The organism is Pseudomonas sp. yb_9 (assembly GCF_043103635.1).
In the GTDB taxonomy this organism is placed as follows: domain Bacteria; phylum Pseudomonadota; class Gammaproteobacteria; order Pseudomonadales; family Pseudomonadaceae; genus Aquipseudomonas; species Aquipseudomonas monteilii.
Genome location: NZ_JBICKA010000041.1, coordinates 225,041 through 250,235 on the forward strand (window position 1 = coordinate 225,041; position 25,195 = coordinate 250,235).

Annotated in this window: 24 protein-coding genes and 1 pseudogene; 22 read left to right on the forward strand and 3 right to left on the reverse strand. The window is 58.3% G+C overall.

Annotated features, from left to right (window positions below; all coding sequences use genetic code 11):
• Window positions 1-14 precede the first annotated feature (14 nt).
• The gene (rpsA, locus tag ACF8MI_RS10730; protein WP_003252673.1) at window positions 15-1,691 is read left to right on the forward strand and encodes a 30S ribosomal protein S1; all 1,677 of its coding nucleotides are present in this window, start codon (window positions 15-17) and stop codon (window positions 1,689-1,691) included.
• 355 nt (window positions 1,692-2,046) lie between these two features.
• On the opposite strand, the gene ACF8MI_RS10735 is transcribed toward rpsA, so the two are convergent.
• Entirely contained in the window at window positions 2,047-2,502 is a 456-nt protein-coding gene (locus tag ACF8MI_RS10735; RefSeq protein WP_060497545.1) for a transposase, read from the reverse strand.
• A gap of 325 nt (window positions 2,503-2,827) precedes the next feature.
• On the opposite strand from ACF8MI_RS10735, the gene ihfB reads away from it, so the two are divergent.
• The 21 genes and pseudogenes from ihfB (at window position 2,828) to rfbA (ending at window position 22,894) form a co-directional block, all read left to right on the forward strand.
• Window positions 2,828-3,130, forward strand: coding sequence for an integration host factor subunit beta (gene ihfB, locus ACF8MI_RS10740; RefSeq protein WP_016715025.1), 303 nt, complete (start codon window positions 2,828-2,830; stop codon window positions 3,128-3,130).
• A 19-nt stretch (window positions 3,131-3,149) separates the two neighbouring features.
• Window positions 3,150-3,413, forward strand: a complete 264-nt coding sequence (locus ACF8MI_RS10745) for a lipopolysaccharide assembly protein LapA domain-containing protein (RefSeq protein ID WP_016715026.1) — start codon at window positions 3,150-3,152, stop codon at window positions 3,411-3,413.
• Between the two features lie 102 nt (window positions 3,414-3,515).
• Window positions 3,516-4,946 carry an MBL fold metallo-hydrolase RNA specificity domain-containing protein gene (locus tag ACF8MI_RS10750; protein WP_164524947.1) on the forward strand — a complete coding sequence of 477 codons (1,431 nt, stop codon included), beginning with the start codon at window positions 3,516-3,518 and terminating at the stop codon, window positions 4,944-4,946.
• 150 nt (window positions 4,947-5,096) lie between these two features.
• Window positions 5,097-6,215, forward strand: a complete 1,119-nt coding sequence (locus ACF8MI_RS10755; RefSeq protein ID WP_186723386.1) for a Wzz/FepE/Etk N-terminal domain-containing protein — start codon at window positions 5,097-5,099, stop codon at window positions 6,213-6,215.
• A gap of 129 nt (window positions 6,216-6,344) precedes the next feature.
• Window positions 6,345-6,884 (forward strand): annotated as a pseudogene (gene rfbC / locus ACF8MI_RS10760) (dTDP-4-dehydrorhamnose 3,5-epimerase); the annotation flags it as partial.
• Window positions 6,885-6,941: 57 nt separating this feature from the next.
• Window positions 6,942-7,316, forward strand: coding sequence for a sugar 3,4-ketoisomerase (locus ACF8MI_RS10765; RefSeq protein WP_392517489.1), 375 nt, complete (start codon window positions 6,942-6,944; stop codon window positions 7,314-7,316).
• Window positions 7,309-7,779, forward strand: a complete 471-nt coding sequence (locus tag ACF8MI_RS10770; protein ID WP_104834154.1) for an acyltransferase — start codon at window positions 7,309-7,311, stop codon at window positions 7,777-7,779. Before ACF8MI_RS10765 ends, ACF8MI_RS10770 begins: the two co-directional genes overlap by 8 nt.
• A complete protein-coding gene (locus ACF8MI_RS10775) occupies window positions 7,772-8,878 on the forward strand; it encodes a DegT/DnrJ/EryC1/StrS aminotransferase family protein (protein WP_104834155.1) in 1,107 nt (368 codons plus the stop codon). The genes ACF8MI_RS10770 and ACF8MI_RS10775 overlap by 8 nt, the downstream gene beginning before the upstream one ends.
• 9 nt (window positions 8,879-8,887) lie before the next feature.
• Complete coding sequence (locus tag ACF8MI_RS10780; RefSeq protein WP_104834156.1) at window positions 8,888-10,159, forward strand: O-antigen translocase; 1,272 nt, start codon at window positions 8,888-8,890, stop codon at window positions 10,157-10,159.
• A gap of 3 nt (window positions 10,160-10,162) precedes the next feature.
• Window positions 10,163-11,596 (forward strand): hypothetical protein, encoded by a 1,434-nt coding sequence (locus ACF8MI_RS10785; RefSeq protein WP_392517483.1) that lies wholly within the window; start codon window positions 10,163-10,165, stop codon window positions 11,594-11,596.
• 2 nt (window positions 11,597-11,598) lie between these two features.
• Complete coding sequence (locus ACF8MI_RS10790) at window positions 11,599-12,081, forward strand: hypothetical protein (RefSeq protein ID WP_392517484.1); 483 nt, start codon at window positions 11,599-11,601, stop codon at window positions 12,079-12,081.
• A 12-nt stretch (window positions 12,082-12,093) separates the two neighbouring features.
• Window positions 12,094-12,864: a hypothetical protein gene (locus ACF8MI_RS10795; RefSeq protein ID WP_392517485.1), complete on the forward strand. Its 771-nt coding sequence runs from the start codon at window positions 12,094-12,096 to the stop codon at window positions 12,862-12,864.
• On the forward strand, window positions 12,803-13,672 hold the full coding sequence (locus ACF8MI_RS10800) for a hypothetical protein (RefSeq protein WP_225850521.1): 870 nt from the start codon (window positions 12,803-12,805) through the stop codon (window positions 13,670-13,672). Before ACF8MI_RS10795 ends, ACF8MI_RS10800 begins: the two co-directional genes overlap by 62 nt.
• The gene (locus tag ACF8MI_RS10805) at window positions 13,669-14,787 is read left to right on the forward strand and encodes a glycosyltransferase family 4 protein (protein WP_104834159.1); all 1,119 of its coding nucleotides are present in this window, start codon (window positions 13,669-13,671) and stop codon (window positions 14,785-14,787) included. The genes ACF8MI_RS10800 and ACF8MI_RS10805 overlap by 4 nt, the downstream gene beginning before the upstream one ends.
• Entirely contained in the window at window positions 14,777-15,886 is a 1,110-nt protein-coding gene (locus ACF8MI_RS10810; protein WP_392517486.1) for a DUF1972 domain-containing protein, read from the forward strand. The genes ACF8MI_RS10805 and ACF8MI_RS10810 overlap by 11 nt, the downstream gene beginning before the upstream one ends.
• On the forward strand, window positions 15,886-16,875 hold the full coding sequence (locus tag ACF8MI_RS10815) for an SDR family oxidoreductase (protein ID WP_104834161.1): 990 nt from the start codon (window positions 15,886-15,888) through the stop codon (window positions 16,873-16,875). The genes ACF8MI_RS10810 and ACF8MI_RS10815 overlap by 1 nt, the downstream gene beginning before the upstream one ends.
• On the forward strand, window positions 16,872-17,885 hold the full coding sequence (locus tag ACF8MI_RS10820) for a glycosyltransferase family 4 protein (protein ID WP_104834162.1): 1,014 nt from the start codon (window positions 16,872-16,874) through the stop codon (window positions 17,883-17,885). Before ACF8MI_RS10815 ends, ACF8MI_RS10820 begins: the two co-directional genes overlap by 4 nt.
• A gap of 58 nt (window positions 17,886-17,943) precedes the next feature.
• On the forward strand, window positions 17,944-19,941 hold the full coding sequence (locus ACF8MI_RS10825) for a nucleoside-diphosphate sugar epimerase/dehydratase (protein WP_164524942.1): 1,998 nt from the start codon (window positions 17,944-17,946) through the stop codon (window positions 19,939-19,941).
• Window positions 19,942-20,043: 102 nt separating this feature from the next.
• Window positions 20,044-21,114, forward strand: coding sequence for a dTDP-glucose 4,6-dehydratase (gene rfbB, locus ACF8MI_RS10830; RefSeq protein ID WP_164524941.1), 1,071 nt, complete (start codon window positions 20,044-20,046; stop codon window positions 21,112-21,114).
• Complete coding sequence (gene rfbD, locus ACF8MI_RS10835; RefSeq protein ID WP_104834164.1) at window positions 21,111-22,007, forward strand: dTDP-4-dehydrorhamnose reductase; 897 nt, start codon at window positions 21,111-21,113, stop codon at window positions 22,005-22,007. Before rfbB ends, rfbD begins: the two co-directional genes overlap by 4 nt.
• A 5-nt stretch (window positions 22,008-22,012) precedes the next feature.
• Complete coding sequence (gene rfbA / locus ACF8MI_RS10840) at window positions 22,013-22,894, forward strand: glucose-1-phosphate thymidylyltransferase RfbA (protein WP_392517490.1); 882 nt, start codon at window positions 22,013-22,015, stop codon at window positions 22,892-22,894.
• 129 nt (window positions 22,895-23,023) lie between these two features.
• On the opposite strand, the gene ACF8MI_RS10845 is transcribed toward rfbA, so the two are convergent.
• Window positions 23,024-23,755 carry an SGNH hydrolase domain-containing protein gene (locus tag ACF8MI_RS10845; protein ID WP_392517487.1) on the reverse strand — a complete coding sequence of 244 codons (732 nt, stop codon included), beginning with the start codon at window positions 23,753-23,755 and terminating at the stop codon, window positions 23,024-23,026.
• Between the two features lie 82 nt (window positions 23,756-23,837).
• Window positions 23,838-24,818 carry an IS5-like element ISPa41 family transposase gene (locus ACF8MI_RS10850; protein ID WP_392517488.1) on the reverse strand — a complete coding sequence of 327 codons (981 nt, stop codon included), beginning with the start codon at window positions 24,816-24,818 and terminating at the stop codon, window positions 23,838-23,840.
• Between the last annotated feature and the right edge of the window lie 377 nt (window positions 24,819-25,195).

Consider the following 25,195-nt stretch of genomic DNA (forward strand, 5'->3'; position numbering starts at 1 on the left):
TTACAGGAATTAAAATGAGCGAAAGCTTTGCAGAACTCTTTGAAGAAAGCCTGAAAACCCTCAATCTTCAGCCGGGTGCGATCATCACCGGTATCGTTGTCGACATCGACGGCGACTGGGTTACCGTACACGCTGGCCTGAAGTCCGAGGGCGTCATCCCGCTCGAGCAGTTCTACAACGAAGCTGGCGAGCTGACCATCAAGGTCGGTGACGAAGTGCACGTTGCGCTGGACGCGGTCGAAGACGGCTTTGGCGAAACCAAACTGTCCCGTGAAAAAGCCAAGCGCGCCGAGTGCTGGATTGTTCTGGAAGCAGCTTTCGCCGCCGAAGAAGTGGTCAAGGGCGTTATCAACGGTAAGGTTAAGGGCGGCTTCACTGTCGACGTTAACGGCATCCGTGCGTTCCTGCCGGGCTCCCTGGTTGATGTCCGCCCAGTGCGCGACACCACCCACCTGGAAGGCAAAGAGCTGGAATTCAAGGTCATCAAGCTGGACCAGAAGCGCAACAACGTTGTCGTTTCCCGTCGCAGCGTGCTGGAGGCCGAGAACTCCGCCGAGCGCGAAGCCCTGCTGGAAACCCTGCAGGAAGGCCAGCAAGTCAAAGGTATCGTCAAGAACCTCACCGACTACGGCGCATTCGTGGACCTGGGCGGTATCGACGGCCTGCTGCACATCACCGACATGGCCTGGAAGCGCATCAAGCACCCATCGGAAATCGTTAACGTTGGCGACGAAGTCGACGTACGCGTTCTGAAGTTCGACCGCGAGCGCAACCGCGTTTCGCTGGGTCTGAAGCAAATGGGCGAAGATCCGTGGGTAGCTATCACTGCCCGTTACCCAGAAGGTACTCGTGTACAAGCTCGCGTTACCAACCTGACCGACTACGGCTGCTTCGCTGAGCTGGAAGAAGGCGTTGAAGGCCTGGTGCACGTTTCCGAAATGGACTGGACCAACAAGAACATCCACCCGTCGAAAGTCGTTCAGGTTGGCGACGAAGTGGAAGTCATGGTTCTGGACATCGACGAAGAGCGTCGTCGTATCTCCCTGGGCATCAAGCAGTGCAAGTCCAACCCATGGGAAGACTTCTCCGGCCAGTTCAACAAGGGTGACAAGATCACCGGTACCATCAAGTCGATCACCGACTTCGGTATCTTCATCGGTCTGGACGGCGGCATCGACGGCCTGGTTCACCTGTCCGACATCTCCTGGAACGAAACCGGCGAAGAAGCCGTACGTCGTTTCAAGAAGGGCGACGAGCTGGAAACCGTCATCCTGTCGGTCGACCCAGAGCGCGAGCGCATCTCCCTGGGCATCAAGCAGCTGGAAGACGATCCGTTCTCCAACTTCGTTGCTGTCAATGACAAGGGCGCTATCGTCAAGGGCATCGTGAAAGAAGTTGACGCCAAAGGCGCCATCGTCACCCTGGCCGACGACATCGAAGCCACTCTGAAAGCTTCCGAAATCAGCCGTGACCGCGTTGAAGACGCGCGTAACGTTCTGAAGGAAGGCGAAGAGATCGAAGCCAAGATCATCAGCGTTGACCGCAAGTCCCGCGTTATCAGCCTGTCGATCAAATCGAAAGACGACGCTGAAGAGCGCGAAGCCATCCAGAGCCTGAAAAACGCTCCGGAAGCGGCTGCCGACACCACCATGGCTGCGCTGCTGCGCGAAGCAATGGCCAAGCAGAACTGAGTTCTGTTTGATCGGTAAAAAGGGCGACCCTCGGGTCGCCCTTTTTTTTGGATTTGGTTTTGTTTTGTGGTGTTCGCCGTTGGTTTTGCGGTGTTGCGCAGATCGAGCGCCGCCCGCGCGGCGCATCGCGAGCTGCGCTCGCTCCTACGTTTGTTTCGGGCCAATTATTTCTGGGGGATTTACGCGCGGACGCCTTGGCGTATGGCGCGATATTGCGTCTTATAAACAAGGCGGTCGCGCGCGCCTGCCACAGGCCTTACTGGCCCGAAACAAGCGTAGGAGCGAGCGCAGCTCGCGATGCGCCGCGCGGGCGGTGCTCAATCTCCCAGGCGCAGCCACTCTCTGCGGCATACCCTCAAAGCCAAACCGCATCCCAATGCGGGTAATCACCGACCTTGGTAACCAATCCCGCCCTGACCGGGTTGGCCACGATATACCTTGCCGCCTTGAGAATATCTTCGTCTCGGCGCAAAGCGCGGTCGTAATAACCTGCTTGCCATATCGGTGACATCTTTACGCCGGCTTTGCGCAATGCATTGCTGGATTGGCACTTGAAGCGTTGCATCAGTTTGCTAAGCGTCGCGTCTTTCAATTCTATCAACCAGTGCAAGTGGTCTGGCATCAATACCCAAGCTAGCGAGCGACAGTGTTGCTGCTGATCTGCATGGCGTAGATTGTGAATAGCTAAGCGGGCATGGTGAAGGTTGTGGAACAGCGGCTGACGCAGGTGTGTGACAGTCGTCAGCATGTACAGCCTGCCTGGCACCGAGCATCGGGCATGGCGAAGCCTGCAGCCGTGGGGTTTGGTCATCGTGTTCATCCTTGAGTATGTGTGTGCCGGGGCAGCGTAGTCGCGGTGGCTGGGGGCTGGCGTTAATCAGAGTTTCAGCATGTGAATGGATGGCGTGGGATTTGCGGTGCTGCGCAGATCAAGCGCCGCCCGCGCGGCGCTCGATTGTCGCTCCAATGCAAATCTATCGTCGGACACCTAAAAGCTCTCGCTGGCTAGACCATTCTTGTAAAACTTCAATCTTGAATTTTTTTATTAAGTCAAGAACCGCCCTGTTCAAAACCTTCCCGGCGTGCTACAAACTGGTTAAGCAATGATCTAGCTGCTTGATAACGAAGGGAAAAATATGACGAAGTCGGAGCTGATCGAACGTATTGTCACCCATCAAGGGCTGCTCTCGTCCAAGGACGTGGAGCTGGCCATCAAGACCATGCTTGAGCAGATGTCACAATGCCTTGCTACCGGCGATCGCATCGAGATCCGCGGTTTTGGCAGCTTCTCGCTGCACTATCGTGCCCCACGCGTGGGCCGTAACCCGAAGACCGGTCAGTCGGTCAGCCTCGAAGGCAAGTTCGTGCCGCACTTCAAGCCCGGCAAAGAGTTGCGCGACCGGGTCAATGAAGACGAGCATGATGAGGTTCACACCTGATCCCTCAAGGAGCAATCTGATGCGTAACCTCAAGCGCGCCCTGGCGGCGGTATTCGTGCTGCTGTTGGCGGCCGTGGTGCTGTTCTTCGTGCTGGAAAACCAGCAAACCGTGTCGTTGGTCCTGTTCGGCTGGGCTGCCCCGGCAATGCCGGTTGCTGTGCTGGTGCTGGCCGCGCTGGTGATTGGCCTGGCAGTCGGGCCATTGTTGGGTGCCTACGGCGTGCAGCGCAGCAAGCGCAAGATCAGGGCGTCTGCCCGGCAGGCGGCACTGAGCGGTAACTAGGGAAATTTCCTACGCTCACTTGGGAAAGCGTCACCTATGCATGCTCTGGTCGTCGTGGAGTAATAGCGCACTTCATTTTTGGCCCAGGTGAGTGTGCGCAGCATGGACTATCCCAGTCTTTCCCATCACGGTGGTACCCGCAGCGTTACTGGCTCTTGTCACCAACTCCATCTCGCTCCATTTACCAGCCTGCTGGTCGACTGCGGCCTGGAGCAGGGCGCCGAGGCAGCGCAAGGCGCAGGCGCTGCGCCGCTCGGCTTTGACGTGCAGGGCATCGAGGCCCTGATCATCACGCATGTGCATCTGGACCACGTTGGTCGTATCCCTGCGCTGCTGGCCGCCGGTTACCGCGGCCCCATCCTCTGCAGTGAGCCTTCCGCACAGCTGCTACCGCTGGTGCTGGAAGACGCCTACAAGCTGAGCGTCAGCAGTGATCCCGCGCAGGTGGCGCGGTACCTCGAATTCGTCTGCGACCTTATCGTGCCCCTGCCGTTCGAGCAGTGGCACACGCTGGTCGAGCGCCCAGGCCTTGGCTGTCGCATTCGCTTGCAGCGCGCGGGCCATCTGCTGGGCTCGGCGTATGTCGAGTGCGACATGCAGCATGGGCAATCCAGTAGCCGCTATGTGTTTTCTGGTGACCTGGGGGCGTGTGGCAATCCCTTGTTGCGCCCGCTACAGCCGCCAGAGCGCGCCGACGTGCTGGTGCTGGAAAGTACCTATGGTGACCGCCTGCATCCGCATGTCGGCGACCGCAGGCAGCGGCTGGAAGAGGCCATCGATCGTGCCTTGGCCGACAAGGGCACCCTCCTCATTCCGGCGTTCAGCCTGGGTCGCACCCAGGAGCTGCTGTACGAGCTGGAAGGCATACTTCATCGCAAGGCATTGCTGGGTAGCGCCGGCCCGGGCCCCGATGGCGACCCGATTGACTGGTCGCAACTGCCCATTATCCTCGACTCGCCTTTGGCTCAGCGCATCACCAGCGTGTATCGAAACTTACACGACTACTGGAATGCCGAAGCCAGGGCGCGCCTGGCCGAGGGGCGCGACCCGCTGGGTTTCAGCCAGCTGATCAATGTAGACACCCATGCCCGCCACCAGCAGGTGGTCAACTACCTCAAGAGCACCGGGCGCCCGGCGATCGTGATTGCCGGTAATGGCATGTGCTCGGGTGGGCGTATCGTCAATTATCTCAAGGCCATGCTGGGGGACCCTCGGCACGAGGTGATGTTTGTGGGCTATCAGGCCAAGGGCACGCCGGGGGCGGTGATTCAGGCTAGCGAGGGGGCGGAAGGGTTCGTGCAGATTGATCTGGACGGAAGAATGTACGACCTGCGGGCGAAAGTCATGACGCTATCGGGGTATTCCGCACATGCTGATCAGGCAGGTTTGGTGCAGTTTGCGCTGGGTGGTCAGGTGCAGCCTGGCAGGGTGCTGTTGGTGCATGGTGAGAGGGGCGCAAAGGCTGCTTTGCACAAGGCCTTGATGCAGCATGCAGAGCGGGCGGGTGAAAGTCTGGAGGTCTTCGTCCCCTGAACCCTTGGTCTGACAACGGTGAGCTGGCCGACGCAAGGTGGGAACTAATCCCGGCAGCGTTTATCTACTGCGACTAACCCTGGCGCTGGATGTGTAAGATGTTGGCATAATGCCGCTACCCTCATGAGGGCGTGCGCCTTGCCGAGTTCGATGCAGTCGCTCGTGATGTTTTGGTATGCCAGAAACCGTGTACGCAGTCAGACCCAAGGAAAAACACAAGAAATGCGCAATGACCTTGAGCGCCGCAGTTGCAATAGTGAAGAAGTTGACCTGTTGGAGTTTCTGGAAGGGGTGTGGCGGCAAAAGCTACTCATCTTTCTGGTCACGGTAGTCGTCACGGCAGTTGCACTGGCTTATGCGCTGTTGGCCAAACCCGTTTATGAGGCCAAAATATTTTTGGCGGCACCGGCGACAAGTGATATAGCAGATCTCAACTATGGCCGCACCCAGCAGACTGGGTTGGAGCCATTCACGTCGCGTAAGGTTTTTGACATCTTCGTTGAACATCTGAACGGTGAAACACTGCGACGTCAGTTCTTTAAAGAAGTTTACATGCCCTCCGTAGTGGCGGGGCAAGGGGCGCAAGGGGCATTGTATGCTGCGTTCAATGGCTCTTTTGATGTCGTACAACTGGCGGGTGAGCCTCCGCGCGCCTATGTCGCCTTCCGTGGGCGTGACCCTGCCGTGGCGTCCCAGTGGGCAACCGCTTATGTCGAGAAGGCCGGCGCCGCCGCCAAGGCCGAAGTCCTGCACGATGCCACCCGGGAGGCTCAGGTCCGTGCCAATGCACTGCAACTGGAACTCGACAACCTGCGTGAAAGCGGCCAGCAGCAACGTGAGGACAAGATCACCCGCTTACAAGAGGCGCTGCAGATTGCAACGGCCATTGGCCTGCAAAACCCGCCGCTGATAAGCGGTGAAGTTTCCAGGGCGCTGTCTGGCAAAATGGACGGCGAGCTGACTTACATGCGCGGTAGCAAGGCGCTGGCCGCTGAAATTGCCAGTTTGCAGCAGCGTAAAAGTGAAGATGCGTTCATTCCCGAGCTCAGGGAAGTGCAAACCAAACAGCAGTTTTATCAAGGGATGGTAGGGGCGGAGCGCCATGTGAGTGTTTATCAGCTTGACGGCACCATAGAGCAGCCTGATGTACCGATTAAACCCAAGCGGAACTTGATCATTGCCCTGGGTGTAATTGTTGGGTTGGCCCTCGGTTGCCTGATTGCAACCCTGAAATATGCCATGCAGAATTTGCAAAGGCGCCGGGCCTGACCCAAAAATGAATAGCAACGCGCAGGTCGCATTTAGCGAGAGACTTTTGCCGTGTAAACGGTGAAACTGCAGGAATAAAGGGGGCGGCGCGACGGGCCCTCACAAAAAAATCATGCCAAAGGTTTACCGATGAAGCTTGTTCAAACGAACATTCCTGATGTTGTCATAGTGGAACCCGCCGTGTACGAGGATGATCGCGGGTGGTTCACGGAAACCTTCAATGAAACCCGCTTTCATGGCGCACTGCTGGAGCTGGGCTTGAGCAAGCCCCGTGCGTTCGTCCAGGACAACCACTCGATGTCCCATCGTGGCGTGTTGCGCGGGCTGCATTTTCAGCGCGCACCGCATGCGCAGGGCAAGCTGGTCAGGGTAGTGCGCGGTGCGGCCTATGACGTCGCTGTCGATATCCGCCCAGGCTCGGCAACATTCGGGCAGTGGGTAGGGGTCGAGTTGACCGAGCGCAACAACCGTATGCTGTGGATTCCCGAAGGCTTCGCGCACGGTTTTATCGCTCTGGAGGACGAAACGCACTTTCTGTACAAAACCACGGATGTGTACAACAAGGACGCCGAAGGCAGTATTCACTGGGATGACCCAGACCTGGCCATTGACTGGCCAATGCGCGACGGCCTCATCGTCAGTGAAAAAGACAACCAGGCCCCGTCGTTCCGGCACCACCTGAACTCCGCCGAAGAAGGGGCGCTGGCCCAGATCGAACTGTTCAAGGTGCTGGGTGATCACCGTGGCCAGTTGGTGGCCCTTCAAGCCCTGGACAATGTGCCATTCGCCATACAGCGCGTGTACTACCTTACCGAGACGCTGCCAGGGGTTTCCCGTGGCTTTCACGCGCACAAGGCACTCAACCAGCTGGCCATCTGCGTGTCCGGGCGTTGCCGGATGCTCATGGATGACGGTACCACCCGCACAGATCACTGGCTGGACGCTTTCAACAAGGGCATTTTGATTCCGCCCATGGTCTGGCACGAAATGCATGATTTCAGCCCCGACTGCGTGCTGTTGGTGTTGGCCGACGCACATTACGACGAGGGCGACTACATTCGTGACTACACCACGTTCACGGAGCTGAAGCCCAATGCCTAGCATTCATCAACTGGCCGATGTGAAAAGCGATGCTATCGGCGAAGGCACCCGGGTCTGGCAATTCGTGGTGATCATGAACGGTGCGAAAATCGGGCGTAATTGCAACATCTGCGCCCATACCCTGATTGAAGGTGATGTGGTGCTTGGGGATAACGTGACGGTCAAGTCCGGCGTTTACCTGTGGGACGGTACCCGCATTGCCGATGACGTGTTCATCGGCCCCAATGCCACGTTTACCAACGACGTGATGCCGCGCTCCAAGGTTTACCCGGAGCAGTTCAATGGCATTACCCTGGAACGTGGGGCCAGTATTGGCGCCAATGCCACGTTGTTGCCAGGCATCGTCGTTGGCGAGTACGCCATGGTGGGGGCAGGGGCAGTGGTGACCAAAGACGTCCCGCCTTATGCCGTTGTCGTAGGGAATCCAGCAAAAATTATCAGGGTGATAGACCGCAATGGTTAAGTTTCTCGATCTGCAAGGTGTGAACGCACAATACCGTCAGGCATTGATCGATGCCTGCACCGAGGTCATCGACTCGGGTTGGTACATCATGGGTGAGAAACTCAAGCAGTTCGAAGCCCAGTTCGCCAGCTACTGTGGGGTAAAACACTGCATTGGTGTAGCCAACGGCCTGGACGCGCTGATTCTGACCTTGCGTGCCTGGAAGCAGTTGGGGCGTATCGCCGAAGGCGACGAGGTGCTGGTACCCGCCAATACTTACATTGCCACCATTCTGGCTATCACCGAGAACAAGCTGGTGCCCGTGCTGGTTGAGCCTGATGAAGGCAGCTTCAACCTGGGGGCGCACAACCTTGCACAAGCACTGACTCCACGCACCCGCGTGATCATGCCGGTGCATCTGTATGGCCGGCTTGCCGACATGCCGGCGATCAACGCGTTCGCGAAGCAACATGACCTGCTGGTGCTGGAAGATTCTGCTCAATCGCACGGTGCCGAGCTGGACGGGCGGCGGGCGGGTGCCTGGGGGGATGCCTCGGGCTTCAGCTTCTACCCGGGCAAGAACCTCGGGGCACTTGGGGACGCCGGCGCAGTCACCACCAACGACGATGCGCTGGCAGAGACCCTGAAGTCGCTGCGTAACTACGGTTCGCATGTGAAATACATGAACATTTATCAGGGCGTGAACAGCCGTCTGGACGAGCTACAGGCGGCGCTGTTGAGCGTGAAGCTTGCGTACCTGGACAGCGAGACCCGCCTGCGCCAGCAGGTTGCACAGCAGTACCTGGCCGGCATCGACAACCCGGCCATCCAGTTGCCTGACCCGGGCGTCGCCGGCCAGCACGCCTGGCACCTGTTCGTGGTGCGCAGCGAGTGCCGTGAGCAGTTGCAGCAGCACCTGGCACAACAGGGAGTGCAAACCCTGGTGCATTACCCGATACCGCCGCATCGGCAACAGGCCTACCCGCAGTTGGCCGACCTTTCGCTACCGCTGACCGAACGGTTGCATGAGCAGGTACTGAGCCTGCCCATGGACCCTACCCTGACTGTGGACTCTATCCAGCATGTCATTGACGCTTGCAACAGCTTTTCGCGTCCTTGAGTGCTGGGTATGACCCTTATCAGAACTAGCCTGCTCAATGCGATAGCGGTTGCGGTGAAGATGGCCACCCTGCTTGGCCTGAACAAAGTGCTGGCCCTGTACGTAGGGCCAGCCGGTTACGCGGCCATTGGCCAACTGCAGAATGCGGTGACCATGTTCACCACCTTGGCCAGCGGTGCCGTCAGCACTGGCGTAACCAAATACACGGCGGAGTTCGCCGAACAGCCCGAAGAGCAACGCAAGGTTTGGAGAACCGCCGGTACACTGTCGGTACTGGTTTCGCTGCTGCTTGCGGTGCTGATCATCGTGCTGCGCAAGCCCCTGGCCGGTTGGTTCTTCAACGATGAATCGCTGGCGACCGTGCTGCTGTGGTTTGCCGCCACGCTGGTGTTTTTTGCCTTCAACTCGTTGTTGCTTGGCGTGCTCAACGGCAAGAAGGATGTGCCGCGTTATGTACTGGCCAATATCTTCGGTAGCCTGATTTCGCTGGTAGTCACCTGTGTACTGACCATTCAGCTTGGGTTGTACGGTGCGCTGGTGGCCTTGGCGGTGTACCAGTCGCTGAGTTTCGTGGCTACCTTGCTGATCTGCATGCGTACGCCGTGGTTCCAGCTTGCCGATTTCTTTGGACGGCTGGATCGCCAGGCGTTGGCGCGGTTGTCGAGATTTGCGTTGATGGCCGTGGTCACGGCCTGCTCCCTGCCGGTGTGCCATGTGTTCCTGCGCGACTACCTGGGTAACACCTTCGGCTGGGCGCAAGCGGGCTATTGGGAAGCCATGTGGCGACTGAGCTCGGCATACCTGATGCTGATTACCACCACCCTGGCGGTTTATTACCTGCCACGGTTGTCCGAAATCAAGGATGCCGGCGAGCTGCGCAAGGAGATTTTGCAGGGCTACAAACTGATCCTGCCCATGACCATCCTGGCTGGGTTGGTTATCTATTTGCTGCGCGACTTCATCATCCAGGTGCTGTTTTCCGATTCGTTTCTGCCAATGCGCGAACTGTTCGCCTGGCAGATGGTGGGCGACAGCCTGAAGATTGCCAGTTGGCTGATGGCCTACCTGATGCTGGGCAAGGCATTGACGCGGCTGTACCTTGTGACGGAAATCCTCGCTACGCTCTCGCTTTACGCCTTGACGGTGTACCTCACGCAACTCTGGGGTTATGACAAGGTCACACTTGCCTACGCCGTCAACTACCTGTTGTACGCGATCGTCATGTATTTCGCGGTCTTTCGCCGGTTGCCGTCGATTGTCGCTGATTCGGCACGGAGCTGAGCAATGAAACAAGTGGTGGAGCAGCTGCAGGCACGCATACTGAACGCCGCACCCGGGCCGGCATTGGCTCAGGCGCAAGTTTATGGTGCGCTGCTCTGGGCCGTGGACTTGAACATCTACGAGGCAGCGTCACTGGAGCGCCACCTGACCGCGCAGTGCGCCAGCCTGGTCACGGTGCCGGCCACCAATGGCCTATCGCGGGGCTGCCTGCACGTGGTCAGCGAGCCCTACCTGCAAGGCGGGCACACCCGGCTGATGGAGCGCCTGGCGCACATGCACGAGGGGCCTGTGGACCTGTTGGTTACACGCAGCGCCAAACCCCAGGTGCTCGAACGGCTGGCCGGCTTTTTTGCCCATATTGAACAGGCGCGTGGCGATGACCCGTGTGCCCGTCTGCAATCCATCGTCGACACCCTGGCCCAATACGACAGGGTGGTGCTGCACATCCACCCGGACGACATCATCACCACTGTAGCGTGTGGCCTGCTGAAACTGCAGCGTAGCGCTGGGGTGACGGTGTACTTCGTCAACCACGCAGACCACGTCTTCAGCTTCGGCGCTTCGGTGGCCGATGTGTATTTCGAGATCAGCGCCTACGGGCACCATCTGGACAAGAAAAAGCACCTCACCTGCCAGAAGAGCTTTCTGGCGATCCCGATCGAGACCAGCGGTGCAAAAGTACCGGATGCTGTGCCCACGCATGAGCGAATCAAGGTGTTCAGCGCAGCCTCTGCTGCCAAGTACAAACCCCATGGCGGCCTGGACATGCGCCCGTCGATCACGGCTATTCTCGACAGGTTTCCGAACGCCGAATGCTGGATCATTGGTGCCAACCCGCTGACCAACACCTGGTGGTGGACAGTGAAACTGCGTTACCCCACGCGCTTTTTCATCCGCCGGCACTTGCCTTACAAGGATTACCTGGCCTTCGCCGAGAAAGCTGACTTCTACCTGGACAGCTACCCTATACCCGGCGGCACGGCGTTCGCCGAGCAATTGCTCAAGGGCCGACGTTGTGTCGGGCTGGTTGCGCCGATCCAGGGCTATTCCCCCGCCGACAGCCTGAAGGTGGCCAGCGTAGAGCAGTTGCTGGCCAGCATCGAGCAGCCGCAGCCCAGTGCATCGGTGGTCGAGGCCGTGCACCAGGTGAACTCGGTAGAAGCGGTGAAGGCGAGGTACCTGGCTTGCATCGAACGGGGTGAATACAGCGAAAACCAGCTGGCGGCCATGCTGCCGTGGTCGGGCAACCTCGATTTCATGAAACCGACAGGTAAGGCCACTAGCATGGTCCCTGCGGATGTCTTCGACGCCCTGTGCCGTACGGACACAAACCTGGCGTTGCGAGCGCTGCTTTCCTACGCCTGGGTGCCGCGCATCAAGATCCTGATCAAGGTCACGCTGTTGCGGCTGGCCAGGTTTGCCAGAGCGCGAGGGTGAGTGTGATCAAGATCTTTATCGGCGTGCTGTTCTGTCTGCTCTTCATGAGCGATTACATCGTGCTGACATTGGGGCTGGGCAGCGTTTTTGCCGGCTGGCGCGAAATGATCAGCCTGTTGCTGGTCATGTGGCTGGTGTTGCGGGCCTTGGCCAGCATCACTACGCGTGGCATGGTTAACCTCGAAGTCGGGCGATCATTGCTGATTGTGCTGTTCTTCGCTTTCCTGTACCTGTTGTTTGGCGACCTGAGTGCGGGATCGGTGCGCATGTTCCGAGCGCTGGCTGTGCCGGTGTTTGTCGGCATGGCTGTGGCCATTTGGGCACAGGCGGTGTCGACCGAGAAAAAGCTGCGCCACGTGTACTGGTCGGTATTGGCCATGAGCGTGTTGACCGGTGTATATGCGCTATACCAGTACCTGACCGTTGCCGCACCTGAGCAGTTTTGGTACTGGCCATTGCTGACCGCCAAAGGGTATGAGTTGTAGCCCTACAATTCCATGCGTGAGGGTATTCCGCGTGTATCCGGCTTCTTCACGGGAACACTGGAATTTTCAGCAGTAATCCTTAATACCGCCGCCATGACGCTGGCGGTGTTGCTTAGTGGACGCAATTGGTCGCTGGCTCGGCGCCTGCTCTTGAGCGGTGCGTTCTTGTTGCTATGTGGACTGATCGCGATTGGCTCAGTGCGCACGGCAATGATCGGCCTGATCTGTGTCTGCTCGATGCTGGTGGTAGCTCGGGTAATTCGGACGACTTGGTTGATCTCGCTGCTCGGTTATTTGCAGTTTGTTGCAGTCACCGTGGCAATTTTTGCGTATCTATCGATGGGTTATACCCAGGACCTATCCGCGCTGGACCGCGAGCGCCAGTGGCTGCACATGTTTGAGGTGTTAAGCGTACACCCACTGGGTTATGGTTTTGGTGCAGTAGGGCCGGGACAGCCACATTGGTTCGATTCATTTTGGCTAAATTTGCTGGCTACCTGCGGCTGGGTGGGGGCGCTGATCATGGCCGGTTTGATTCTGTGGTATCACAAGCTGGTGGCGATTATCGTCCGGGATAGGCCATATGCCAGTTCGTGGAAAAACGGATTGGGCAACTTCGTCATTGCCAGTTACCCATTTTTCCTGAGTTCGTTCTTTTTCCAGTCTTATACGAACAGTGTGGTCCTTTACATATTCGCGATCGTGGTGATGGTGATCATTGGTGAAAAAAGAAAAACAAAAGCTGATCCTGGCAGTCCTGATCGTTCTATACCGGAAAGCTAGCCAAGACTCTGTTGCGCTACAGTCATTGCTCGCGCAGAAGGTACTGCTGGATGGTGAGGGTATCGACCTGCAGCTACACGTCTGGAATAACTCGCCCGGCCTAGCGCAGCCTATTCCGGGTGCGCGTTGGTATGAGGCGGATAACCAGAGCCTGTCCACGATTTACAATCATGTCGCAGCTGATGCATTTGCCAACGGGGTCGAATTGTTCATGATTTCGGACGACGACACTAACTACTCTAATGTGAGTTTGTTGCACTGTCTGGAGCAGATCGAGCAAGTACGTAACTCGGCGGATGGCAATCAGATTGGTGTGTACCTTCCAAGAATGATGAGTAATAATCAGTTGGTCAGTCCTGGATCTCGTTGGTTGTTCAAGGGGCGCTTGACGCCTTCCGTCAGGCCTGGTGTGGTACCCTCAAAAAATCTGTTGGGAATCAATAGTGGTTTGATCTTTACCAAAGCTTGCTTTGAGAAAATGTTACCGTTCTATGACGAGCGTCTTCGGTTTTATGCCACCGACAGTAATTTTTTTATTCGTTATGAGAAAGTTTTCCCCAAAGCGTATCTGTTGGACGTGACAATTGCACATGACTTGTCAGAGCACAGTGCCGATACCCCAGCGCGTGCTTTGTTCAGGTTCGAGGAAATGGTCCGAGGTCTGCGTATCAGTTTTGAATCGCACTCGCTAGCCGTACAAACGTTGTTGAATACATATCTTTTATATGCCGCTGTACGTAAGACCCTGGCTTACCGTCGCCCCTCATTCTTGAAGGCATTGTTTTTCGATAGGGAGATGACGAAATGAACAGCGGACAAAAGCGCGATGCGGAGCAGCCGATAATTTGTGCCCACCTCCTGAACGATTTCAGTGGCAGCCCACGTATGCTTGCGCAGACTATTATTGCCCTTGCTGGGCAGGGTAATACATGCACTCTGTATGTTGGAAGCAATGGGCGAGGCGTGCTGGACGAACTGAATGTGCCCGTTTATAAATACGGTTACAGACGGTTTGGCAACCGGTGGCTTACGTTACTGGCATACTTCTGTTCCCAGGTTGCTCTCTTTACTGTCCTCTCCCGAAGATTGCGGCCAGGCGCGGTAGTTCTGGTCAATACGATGATGCCTTTTGGCGCTGCTCTAGCAGGTAAGATTCGGGGGGCGACTGTGGTCTATCATCTGCACGAGACGTCGATAAAACCGCCTGTGCTAAAGAAATTCCTTCGATGGGTTATCGGCCGCTGTGCCAGCAAAGTAGTGTATGTGTCGAAGTATTTACAACAGCATGATGCGATAAAGGGCGTCCCGGCTATTACGATCTACAATGGGCTGGCCGAATCCTTTCAGCGACAAGCTACTTCAACCGTCTATCAGCACCTGCATGATGGGCTGTTTCACGTTTTAATGCTAACGTCACTGAAAGCTTATAAGGGCGTTAACGAGTTCGTGGCGTTGGCATCGGCTATGGCTGACCACCCTCAGGTCAAGTTCACATTGGTACTGAGCGCTAGCCAGGAAGAGGTAGACGACTATTTTCGATCTCTGATATTACCGGAAAATCTGACTTTGAATTCCGCTACTTCGGATGTTATCCAGTTCTACGCGCGCGCCAGTCTAGTACTTAACCTGTCCCTTGTTGACGTCTGTGTCGAAACCTTTGGCCTGACCATACTTGAGGCGATGGCTTTTGGCATCCCGACTATCGTGCCCCCGGTAGGCGGCCCGGTGGAGCTGGTCAGTGATGGGGTTGAGGGCTATCAGATCGACTCGAAAAACCATCAACAACTGGTGCGTACGGTTGCGCACCTGTCGCAGGACCCACAGCTGTGCCAGGCACTGTCCGAGCGCGCACGCATGAAAGCGAGTGAGTTTTCCACCGCCAACTTCCAGAAAAATATCGTGATGGTGTTTGATGACCTATAAGATTGCAGTAATTGGTACGGTAGGTTTGCCCGCCCAATACGGTGGTTGGGAAACGTTGACCGAACAATTGGTGCGCAACCTGCCAGGTGACTGCGAGCTCACCGTCTATTGCAGTGCACCGCATTACCCCGAGCGCCCGCAGTTTTTCGAGCGTGCCCGCCTGGTTTACCTGAACCTCAAGACCAATGGCGTGCAAAGCATTCCGTACGACGTGCTGAGCATGCTGCACGCCTACCGCAAGCACGACCTGATGCTGATTCTGGGTGTTTCCGGCTGTATCGCCTTGCCATTCATGCGCCTGCTGACGCGTAAGCCGATCGTGGTGAACATCGATGGCTATGAGTGGAAACGCGCCAAATGGTCCAACTTCGCTCGCTGGTTCCTGAAGCTCTCTGAAGCCGTGGCCGTGCGCTTTGCCCATGCGGTCATCACCGACAACAAGGTGCTGCAGGAGTACGTGACCGCCGAATACAACAAGCCCAGTGAACTGATTGCCTATGGTGGTGACCAGGCTCGTGCGGGTGAGCCAACCGGGCAAGCGCGCCAGGCGTACCCGTTCCTGGGGGCGCCATACGCTTTCACGGTGTGTCGTATCGAACCGGAGAACAACATCCACGTCATTCTCGAGGCCTTTGCCGGGTCTGGCATGCCGTTGGCGATCGTCGGCAACTGGAACCACAGCGAGTACGGCGTACAACTGCGCAAGCAATATGAAGGGGTGAGCAACATTCACCTGCTGGACCCGATCTACGATGTGGAGCAGTTAAGCCCGCTGCGCAGCAATGCCACGGTGTACCTGCATGGCCACAGCGCTGGCGGCACCAACCCGTCGCTGGTCGAAGCCATGTGGCTGGGCCTGCCGGTGGTGGCTTTCGACGTGTCGTTCAACCGCGCCACCACCGAGGACCAGGCGTTGTACTTTGCCGACAGCGCCTCGCTACGCAAGCACGTGCAGGCACTGCTGGGTGATGAACCCGCGCGTGCGCAACTGTCGGCGAGCCTGCATGAAATTGCCAACCGCCGTTACCGCTGGTCGGTGGTGGCAGACCAGTACCGCAGCGTGTTCACCCGCCTGCTGGGCCAAGTGGGGAGAGTTTGATGGCCGGGCAAGACAACGCCCAACGCCCAGGCGTCCTGACCACCGGCGGTAGCGGTTTTGTTGGCAAGGTGTTGCTGCAGCGGCTCGCTGAAGGTGCGCGCTGGGCACCGCGCGCGCTGGTGCGGCAATTGCCCGCCCAGCAGCTGGCAGGTGTCGACTACCGGTCGTTTAGCGAACTGACGACGGTGGACGCGGCATCGGGGCACTTCGAGCAGGTGGATACCGTAATCCACCTGGCGTCCCGCGTGCATGTCATGCACGAAACCGCCGCCGACCCCTTGGCCGAGTTCCGCCGGGTAAACGTGGAGGGCACCCTTAGCCTGGCCCGTGCTGCGGCCCAGGCCGGTGTTCGACGCTTCATTTTTGTCAGCTCGGTGAAGGTGAATGGCGAAACCACCGACGGCCGCCAGCCGTTCACTGCTGACGAAGCACCTGCGCCATCGGACCCCTACGGCATTTCCAAACGTGAAGCCGAAGACGGTCTGCGCCAACTGGCGGCCCAAACCGGCCTGGAAGTGGTGATCGTGCGCCCGGTGCTGGTGTACGGCCCAGGTGTGAAAGCCAACTTCCGCAGCATGATGAACTGGCTGAGCAAAGGTGTGCCGCTGCCGTTTGGCGCCATACACAACAAGCGTAGCCTGGTGGCGCTGGACAACCTGGTGGACCTGCTGGTGACCTGCATCGACCATCCAGCGGCCGCCAACCAGACCTTCCTGGCCAGCGACGGCCACGACCTGTCCACCACCGAGTTGCTGCAACGGTTGGGCAAGGCACTGGGCAAACCCGCCAGGTTGCTGCCGGTGCCCGCCGCCTGGTTGAAGGGGGCGGCAACGCTAGCCGGCAAGGGTGGCGTGGCTCAGCGGCTGTGCGGGTCGCTGCAGGTAGACAGTGGCAAAGCCCGTACGCTGCTGGGCTGGCAGCCCCCGCTGGATGTGGACCAGGCACTGCGGGCCACGGCACTCAACTTTTTGAAAGAGCAAGACAAATGATGGCATGGTGGCTTATTCCCCTGGTCGCAGGGGCATCTCTGCTTCTGACCGCAGCGCTGCGGCGTTACGCACTGAACAAGCAGATCATCGACGTGCCCAATGCGCGTAGTTCGCACACTGTGCCTACCCCACGGGGTGGCGGTGTGGCCATTGTGCTGAGCTTTCTGGCCAGCCTGCCGGTGTTGGGCATGGCCGATGCCGTGCCGTTGGCGGCGCTGGTGGCCATTGGTGGTGCGGGGGCGCTGATTGCGGTCATCGGTTTCATGGACGACCACGGCCACATCGCCGCTCGCTGGCGCCTGCTCGGCCACTTCGCCGCAGCCGTGTGGATGCTGTACTGGCTGGGTGGTCTGGCGCCGCTGCAGGTGTTTGGCTTTACCCTCGACCTGCAGTGGTTCGGCTACGTACTGGCGGCGTTCTACACCGTATGGATGCTCAATCTCTATAATTTCATGGACGGCATCGATGGCATTGCCAGCATCGAAGCGGTCACCGCCTGCCTGAGCATGGTGCTGCTATCGGCCCTGGCCGGTGTGCCGCAGTTGATGGTGCTGCCACTGCTGCTGGCGGCGGCCACGCTGGGCTTTCTGTTCTGGAACTTCCCGCCTGCCAAGATCTTCATGGGCGACGCCGGCAGCGGCTTCCTTGGCATCGTGCTGGCGGGCTTGTCGCTGCAGGCTGCCTGGGCCTCACCGCAATTGTTCTGGTGCTGGCTGATTCTGCTGGGCGTGTTCGTGGTAGATGCCACCTTTACCCTGATCCGCCGCTTGCTGCGCGGTGACAAGGTGTACGAAGCGCACCGCAGCCACGCCTACCAGTTTGCCTCTCGTCATTTTGGCAAGCACCTGCCAGTGACCTTGGCGGTGGCCGCGCTCAACCTGTTCTGGCTGCTGCCCGTGGCCCTGTGTGTGCTGTTGCTGGGCCTGGACGGCGTGTGGGGCGTGATCATCGCCTACCTGCCATTGGCGTATCTGGCCGTGCGCTGGCGCGCCGGTGAGCTCGAACACTAGCTAAAGTGATAGGACGAAGACTGTAGACATGTCACGTTGGAAAGCCCTCAGAGGTTCTATGGATAAGCTGCGCTCAAGACTGCTTGGACTACCTCGGCGCCACAAACGGCTGATTCAGGTAGCGACTGATGTGATTCTGGTCTGGTTCGCGCTGTGGCTGGCGTTTGTCGTGCGCCTGGGTATCGACGACCTGGCCAATCCTGTTCGTGACCACACCTGGCTGTTCATCACGGCACCGATCATCTCCATCCCGTTATTCATCCGCTTCGGCTTGTACCGGGCGGTGATGCGCTATTTCGGCAATGATGCGCTGATCGCCATCATCAAGGCCGTGACCCTGTCGGCGCTGATTCTGGGCTTCATCATTTACTGGGCCAGCAACCACCAGAACGTGGTGCCACGCTCTATCACCTTCAACTACTGGTGGCTGAGCCTGATCATGGTCGGCGGCCTGCGCCTGGCCATGCGCCAGTACTTCCTCGGTGACTGGTTCGCCACCGCCGTGCAACATGTGCCTTTTGCCAACCGCGACGACGGCCTGCCACGGGTTGCCGTCTATGGGGCCGGTTCTGCCGGCAACCAGCTGGTGGCGGCCCTGCGCATGGGCAAGGCCATGCGCCCGGTGGCGTTCATCGACGACGATGCCAGCATCACCGACCGGGTGATCGCCGGCCTGCAGGTGTACCAGCCAGAACAGCTGCAACGCATGATCGATGACACCGGGGCCGAAGAAATCCTGCTGGCGCTGCCCTCGGTCAGCCGCAGTCGCCGCCGCGAAATTCTCAACCTGCTTGAAGGCTACCCGCTGCACGTGCGCAGTGTGCCCGGCTTCATGGACCTGGCCAGCGGCCGGGTGAAAGTGGACGATATCCAGGAAGTGGACATCGCCGACCTGCTGGGCCGTGACGCGGTACCGGCACAAGGTGACCTGCTGCAGCACTGCATCATCGACCAGACCGTGATGGTGACGGGGGCTGGCGGCTCGATCGGTTCCGAGCTGTGTCGCCAGATCCTGGGGCAAACTCCGCGTACGCTGCTGCTGTTCGAGCATAGTGAATTCAACCTGTACACCATCGCTGGCGAACTGGAGCAACGTATCCTGCGCGAAGGCCTGGCCGTGCAACTGATTCCGATACTGGGCTCGGTCCGCGACCAGGCCAAGATGCTGGACGTGATGCGTGCGTGGCAGGTCGATACCGTGTACCACGCCGCCGCCTACAAGCACGTGCCCATCGTCGAGCACAACATTGCCGAGGGCCTGTCGAACAACGTGTTCGGCACCCTGTATACCGCCCAGGCGGCGCTGCAGGCTGGCGTGTCCAACTTCGTGCTGATTTCCACCGACAAGGCCGTGCGCCCCACCAACGTCATGGGCAGCACCAAGCGCCTGGCCGAAATGGTGCTGCAGGCCCTCAGCAACGAGCTGGCGCCGGTGCTGATGGGCGAGACCGGGAATGTGTCGCAGGTGAACAAAACCCGTTTCACCATGGTGCGCTTCGGCAATGTGCTGGGTTCGTCGGGCTCGGTCATCCCGTTGTTCCACAAACAGATCAAAAACGGTGGGCCACTGACCGTGACCCACCCGAAAATCACCCGCTACTTCATGACAATCCCCGAGGCCGCGCAGTTGGTGATCCAGGCCGGCTCCATGGGGCAGGGCGGCGACGTGTTCGTGCTGGACATGGGCGAGCCCGTAAAAATTGTGGAACTGGCCGAAAAAATGATTCACCTGTCTGGCTTCAGTATCCGCTCCGAGCGAAACCCGCTGGGCGATATCGCCATCAACTTTACCGGCCTGCGCCCAGGCGAAAAACTGTACGAAGAATTGTTGATTGGCGACAACGTGATTGCCACACGCCACCCCATGATCATGAGCGCCAACGAAGACTACCTGCCCTGGGATGTGCTGAAACAACGCCTGGATGCATTGAGGGCCGCAACTTCGGCAGATGACTTTGCCACCGTGCGCCAGTTGCTGCGCGACACCGTGAGCGGCTACGTGCCCGGCGGGGAAATTGTGGACTGGCTGTACCAGCGCCGGCGGCTAGAGCCCTGAACGCGGTGCTGACAAATAAAACAGGCGTTGCCGGCACAGGAGCGCCCACATGAACTTCAAACGCTGTGAAGTTTGAAAGCAGGAATTGGGAAGAACTGAACAATGACTATTTTGGTAACGGGTGGTGCGGGCTTCATTGGCGCAAACTTCGTCTTGGACTGGCTGGCCGGTAGCGATGAGCCCGTGGTCAACCTCGACAAGCTCACCTATGCAGGCAACCTGCAAACCCTCAGCAGCCTGCAGGGCGACAAGCGCCACATCTTCGTGCATGGCGATATCGGCGACTCCGACCTGGTAGCCCGCCTGCTGCAAGAGCACCAACCGCGCGCGATCGTCAACTTCGCCGCCGAGTCCCACGTCGACCGCTCGATCCATGGGCCCGAAGACTTCATCGAAACCAACATCGTCGGCACCTTCCGCCTGCTGGAAGCCGTGCGCGCTTACTGGGGAGGCCTGGACGCACAGGCGCGCCCCGTGTTCCGCTTCCTGCATGTGTCCACCGACGAGGTGTACGGCTCGCTGGCAGCCGACGAACCGGCCTTCACCGAAACCCACCAGTACCAGCCCAACAGCCCGTACTCGGCCAGCAAAGCTGCCAGTGACCATCTGGTGCGTTCCTACCACCACACCTACGGCCTGCCGGTGCTGACCACCAACTGCTCGAACAACTACGGCCCGTATCACTTCCCGGAAAAGCTCATCCCGCTGATGATCGTCAACGCCCTGGCCGGCAAGCCACTGCCGGTGTACGGTGACGGCCAGCAAATTCGCGACTGGCTGTACGTCAAGGACCACTGCAGCGCCATCCGCCGTGTGCTGGAAGCCGGCACCACCGGTGAGGTGTACAACGTGGGCGGCTGGAACGAAAAGCCCAACCTGGAAATCGTCAACCGCGTGTGCGCGTTGCTGGACGAACTGCGCCCGCGCGCCGACGGCAAGCCTTACGCCGAGCAGATCACTTACGTGACCGACCGCCCCGGGCATGACCGCCGCTATGCCATCGATGCCCGCAAGCTGGAACGCGAGCTGGGCTGGAAACCTGCTGAAACCTTCGAAACCGGCATTCGCAAAACCGTTGCCTGGTACCTCGACAACCAGGAGTGGGTGCAGAACGTACAGTCTGGCAGCTACCGCGAGTGGGTTGAAAAGAACTACGCAGGGCGCTCGGCATGAAAATTCTGCTACTGGGCAAGGACGGCCAGGTAGGTTGGGAGTTGCAACGCAGCCTGGCCCCGCTGGGCCAGGTGCTGGCGCTGAACAGCCGCAGCCAGTCGCACTGCGGCGACCTGGCCAACCTGCCAGGCCTGGCCGAAACCGTGCGTGCCTATGCCCCCGATGTCATCGTTAACGCCGCTGCCTACACCGCCGTCGACAAGGCAGAAAGCGAGCGCGAACTGGCCTTCAAGGTAAACGCCGAGGCCGTGGGGGTGCTCGCCCGTGCTGCAGCCGACTGCGGCGCACTGCTGGTGCATTACTCCACCGACTACGTATTCCCGGGGCAGGGCGCCCAGGCCTGGCGCGAAGACGACACTGTCGGCCCGCTGAATACCTACGGCGCAAGCAAGCTGGCGGGTGAGCAAGCCATCCAAGCTGCCGCCTGCCAGCACCTGATCTTCCGTACCTGCTGGGTGTATGCCGCCCGCGGCAACAACTTTGCCAAGACCATGCTACGCCTGGCCGCCGAGCGCGACAGTCTGGGCGTGATCGACGACCAGTTTGGCGCCCCGACCGGCGCCGAACTGATCGCCGACATTACTGCCCACGCGATCACCGCTACCCGTCGCAACCCGGCCATGGCCGGCCTGTACCACTTGGCGGCCGGTGGCGAAACCACTTGGTGCGGCTATGCCCGCTACGTACTGGAGCAGGCTGCGGCACAAGGTGTGGCGCTGAAGGTCCAGGCCGAACAGGTCAACCCGTTGACCACGGATGCCTATCCGACCCCGGCCAAGCGACCGGCTAACTCGCGTCTCGATACCAACAAACTGCAGAAGGCTTTTGCCCTGACTCTGCCAGACTGGCGCCAGGGAGTGGCCCGCATGCTCAAGGAAATTCACGAGAAATGACCACTATGAAGCGTAAAGGCATCATTCTGGCGGGCGGGTCGGGTACCCGCCTGCACCCAGCGACCCTGGCAATTTCCAAGCAGCTGTTGCCGGTGTACGACAAACCGATGATCTACTACCCGCTGACCACATTGATGCTGGCGGGCATCCAGGAGATCCTGATCATCTCCACCCCGCAAGACACTCCCCGCTTCGAGCAACTGCTGGGCGACGGCCATCAGTGGGGCATCAACATCACCTACGCCGTGCAGGCCTCGCCAGACGGTTTGGCACAAGCCTTCCTGATTGGTGAAGAGTTCATCGGCAACGACCTGTCGGCGCTGGTGCTGGGCGACAACATCTATTACGGCCACGACTTCCAGCAGTTGCTGCGCAATGCCATGGGCCGCGACGAAGGCGCCAGCGTATTTGCCTACCATGTGCATGACCCCGAGCGTTATGGCGTGGTTGAGTTCGATGACAAGGGCAAGGCAATCAGCCTGGAAGAAAAGCCCGCCCAGCCGAAGTCCAGCTATGCCGTGACCGGGTTGTATTTCTACGACAAGGACGTGGTCGAGATTGCCAAAGGCATCAAACCGTCCCCTCGTGGCGAGCTGGAGATTACCGACCTGAACCGGGTGTACCTGGAGCAGAACCGGCTGTCGGTGGAGATCATGGGGCGCGGGTATGCCTGGCTGGATACCGGGACGCACGACTCGTTGCTGGAGGCTAGCGGGTACATCGCCACGATTGAGCGGCGGCAGGGGCTGAAGGTGGCTTGCCCGGAAGAAGTGGCGTACAGGCAGGGGTGGATTGGGGCGGAGCAGCTGTTGAAGCTGGCTGAGCCGTTGGCCAAGAATGGGTATGGGCAGTATTTGAAGCGGTTGGTGGGGGATAGGGTTTATTGATCAGGGCAAACCGTAATAGCTGAGCCAGGCTGAATTTGTTGCTGCTTTGGATATCCTCGTTCTCGGGTAACCCTGCTCTGATAATTGCTGCGCACCCTGCCGCCTAGACGGCAGCAGGGTGCGAATGACTTAATTCACAACGATGGAAGGATGAGATAACGCTTGAAGCGATTTCGGTACTGTTCCTGCTTGAATCGCAAGGTTGCCTAAAGCTTCTGAACCTACGCGACTAAGGTGTCCACTATCGTAGTAGAGTTGGGTTGTTCCAGAAAATGCTGAACAAGAAACGCCGTTGCAAATTAAGTCTCGAATACCAAAGTAAGAGACATTTTCTCTGCCTTGTATACGCTTGATTATTTCCTGGTTGACGCGCATTTCGCCTGTGTCAGGCAGCGTGGTTCTCTTTCCACAATCTAAATATCGGATCTTCAATGCGTTTTCAGAACACTGTCGGTCAATTGCATTGAAAGTTGGCGCCTTTAACGCAATAATTATCTTTTTCCCGCTTATTCCGAGTTCGTCCAGCATTGCATCAAAGTCGTCGAAGAATGCGACCTTGTCTACATGATGATAAGAGGGCCAGCTTGCTCCTACGATGATAGTGTCATATTTTGCTATTTGTTTCAAAACTTCGGCGAAGTACGAGGGGCAGCTAACTTTGTACCCTTCCTTGATATAGCGCACACTGCGTTGACCGGGGAAAAGAGGGCACGCGCTGTGTTCAACGTTCCTCATAGACAGGCCCTGCTTCAAAGCAATGATATTCAAGTAGCCCGCAAAGTGTGCGGCATTGGAATAACCAACCAGTATGGCGCTAGGGATGCTCCGATCAACTTGTCGTGCAGCCGCGGCAAGTTGCAATTTTCCAGGCACCTACAGCGTTATTGGACGAAAAGTGACCGAAAAATCATGTACGGAGAGCTTTTTCGACCGGTTCTCCGTGTTAAACGCGAACCTCACCCATACCCATGAGCTGTTTTCGAACCCTCCACAGGTTTGCCAGGGCGAACAGCGTGGTCAACTGAGCCGTGTTTTTCATCAGCCCACGAAAACGTACTTTCACGTAACCAAACTGCCGCTTGATCACGCGAAACGGATGCTCGACCTTGGCCCGTGTCTGAGCCTTGCAGAACTCGATCTTGCGCTTGGCTTTGTACAGTACGCTGCGCTGGTTCAGCTTGGAATAGGTGCTGCGACGCGCTGCAATCTGCCAGATCCCCCCCCGATTTTCATGCTCTTCGCGCCTTTCGACACCGGTGTAACCGGCATCTGCATACACGGCGTTTTCTTCGCCATGCAGCAGTTCAGCCACCTGCGTGACATCGGCCACATTGGCAGCGGTGCCATGGACGTGATGCACCAGGCCGGACTCGACATCGGCACCGATGTGCGCCTTCATCCCGAAGAAATACTGACCGCCTTTCTTGGTCTGGTGCATCTCGGGATCACGCTTGCCTTCTTTATTTTTGGTCGAGCTGGGGGCATGAATAATGGTGGCATCGACGATGGTGCCTTGGCGCAGCGACAGGCCTTTTTCCTGCAGATAACCATTGATGACCGCAAGGATTGCCGGTGCGAGCTGATGCTTCTCCAGCAAGTGCCGGAAGTTCATGATCGTGGTGTCTTCGGGGATTGGCGCGCTCAGCGTCAGGCGTGCGAACTGGCGCATGGGCGTGATTTCGTAGAGCGCTTCTTCCATGGCCGGGTCGCTCAGGGAGAACCAGTTCTGCAACAGATGGATGCGCAGCATGGTTTCCAGAGGATAGGGTTTTCTACCGCCGCCGGCCTTGGGGTAGAACGGTTCGATCAGCTCCAGCAGGCCTGCCCAGGGCACCACCTGATCCATTTCGGCGAGGAAGCGCTCTCGGCGGGTTTGCTTGCGCTTGCCGGCGTACTCAAAGTCGGAAAAGCTCATCTGGCTCATGGGCGGCTCGGATCAGGTGTTGCGGGGATTCTCGCATAACTGAAGGCTTGTTCGGAGATTCCCTAGGCGCTTTAGATATGTCCCCTAACAAGCATTTTGGCGATGTGAAGAGTTCTGGTTTGAACGCATTCTGACACACATAGGGTAGCTCGGCTGCTGGGTCCGAGCCTGAGCGGTTGGACGCAAGCGCAGCTTGATATCCACTTGGGCTCACTACGCTAATCACGCCATTATTCATATACAGCAGGCCCGCTAGAGCAAGTGCCAATGAAGCCGAAGCAGGGATGGCCAAAGTGAACTTCCAGTTACTTTTGCTCCTGAATGGAACCTCTACTATGATATAACTGGAGAGTGTCAGCCCCGCCATAGCCTGCAGA

Bases quoted from the DNA above. Each gene is read 5' to 3' on its own strand.
- rpsA (WP_003252673.1), top strand. From the start codon at position 15: ATGAGCGAAAGCTTTGCAGAACTCTTTGAAGAAAGCCTGAAAACCCTC.
- ACF8MI_RS10735 (WP_060497545.1), bottom strand. From the start codon at position 2,502: ATGACCAAACCCCACGGCTGCAGGCTTCGCCATGCCCGATGCTCGGTG.
- ihfB (WP_016715025.1), top strand. From the start codon at position 2,828: ATGACGAAGTCGGAGCTGATCGAACGTATTGTCACCCATCAAGGGCTG.
- ACF8MI_RS10745 (WP_016715026.1), top strand. From the start codon at position 3,150: ATGCGTAACCTCAAGCGCGCCCTGGCGGCGGTATTCGTGCTGCTGTTG.
- ACF8MI_RS10750 (WP_164524947.1), top strand. From the start codon at position 3,516: ATGGACTATCCCAGTCTTTCCCATCACGGTGGTACCCGCAGCGTTACT.
- ACF8MI_RS10755 (WP_186723386.1), top strand. From the start codon at position 5,097: ATGCAGTCGCTCGTGATGTTTTGGTATGCCAGAAACCGTGTACGCAGT.
- ACF8MI_RS10770 (WP_104834154.1), top strand. From the start codon at position 7,309: ATGCCTAGCATTCATCAACTGGCCGATGTGAAAAGCGATGCTATCGGC.
- ACF8MI_RS10775 (WP_104834155.1), top strand. From the start codon at position 7,772: ATGGTTAAGTTTCTCGATCTGCAAGGTGTGAACGCACAATACCGTCAG.
- ACF8MI_RS10780 (WP_104834156.1), top strand. From the start codon at position 8,888: ATGACCCTTATCAGAACTAGCCTGCTCAATGCGATAGCGGTTGCGGTG.
- ACF8MI_RS10785 (WP_392517483.1), top strand. From the start codon at position 10,163: ATGAAACAAGTGGTGGAGCAGCTGCAGGCACGCATACTGAACGCCGCA.
- ACF8MI_RS10795 (WP_392517485.1), top strand. From the start codon at position 12,094: ATGCGTGAGGGTATTCCGCGTGTATCCGGCTTCTTCACGGGAACACTG.
- ACF8MI_RS10805 (WP_104834159.1), top strand. From the start codon at position 13,669: ATGAACAGCGGACAAAAGCGCGATGCGGAGCAGCCGATAATTTGTGCC.
- ACF8MI_RS10810 (WP_392517486.1), top strand. From the start codon at position 14,777: ATGACCTATAAGATTGCAGTAATTGGTACGGTAGGTTTGCCCGCCCAA.
- ACF8MI_RS10815 (WP_104834161.1), top strand. From the start codon at position 15,886: ATGGCCGGGCAAGACAACGCCCAACGCCCAGGCGTCCTGACCACCGGC.
- ACF8MI_RS10820 (WP_104834162.1), top strand. From the start codon at position 16,872: ATGATGGCATGGTGGCTTATTCCCCTGGTCGCAGGGGCATCTCTGCTT.
- ACF8MI_RS10825 (WP_164524942.1), top strand. From the start codon at position 17,944: ATGGATAAGCTGCGCTCAAGACTGCTTGGACTACCTCGGCGCCACAAA.
- rfbB (WP_164524941.1), top strand. From the start codon at position 20,044: ATGACTATTTTGGTAACGGGTGGTGCGGGCTTCATTGGCGCAAACTTC.
- rfbD (WP_104834164.1), top strand. From the start codon at position 21,111: ATGAAAATTCTGCTACTGGGCAAGGACGGCCAGGTAGGTTGGGAGTTG.
- rfbA (WP_392517490.1), top strand. From the start codon at position 22,013: ATGAAGCGTAAAGGCATCATTCTGGCGGGCGGGTCGGGTACCCGCCTG.
- ACF8MI_RS10850 (WP_392517488.1), bottom strand. From the start codon at position 24,818: ATGAGCCAGATGAGCTTTTCCGACTTTGAGTACGCCGGCAAGCGCAAG.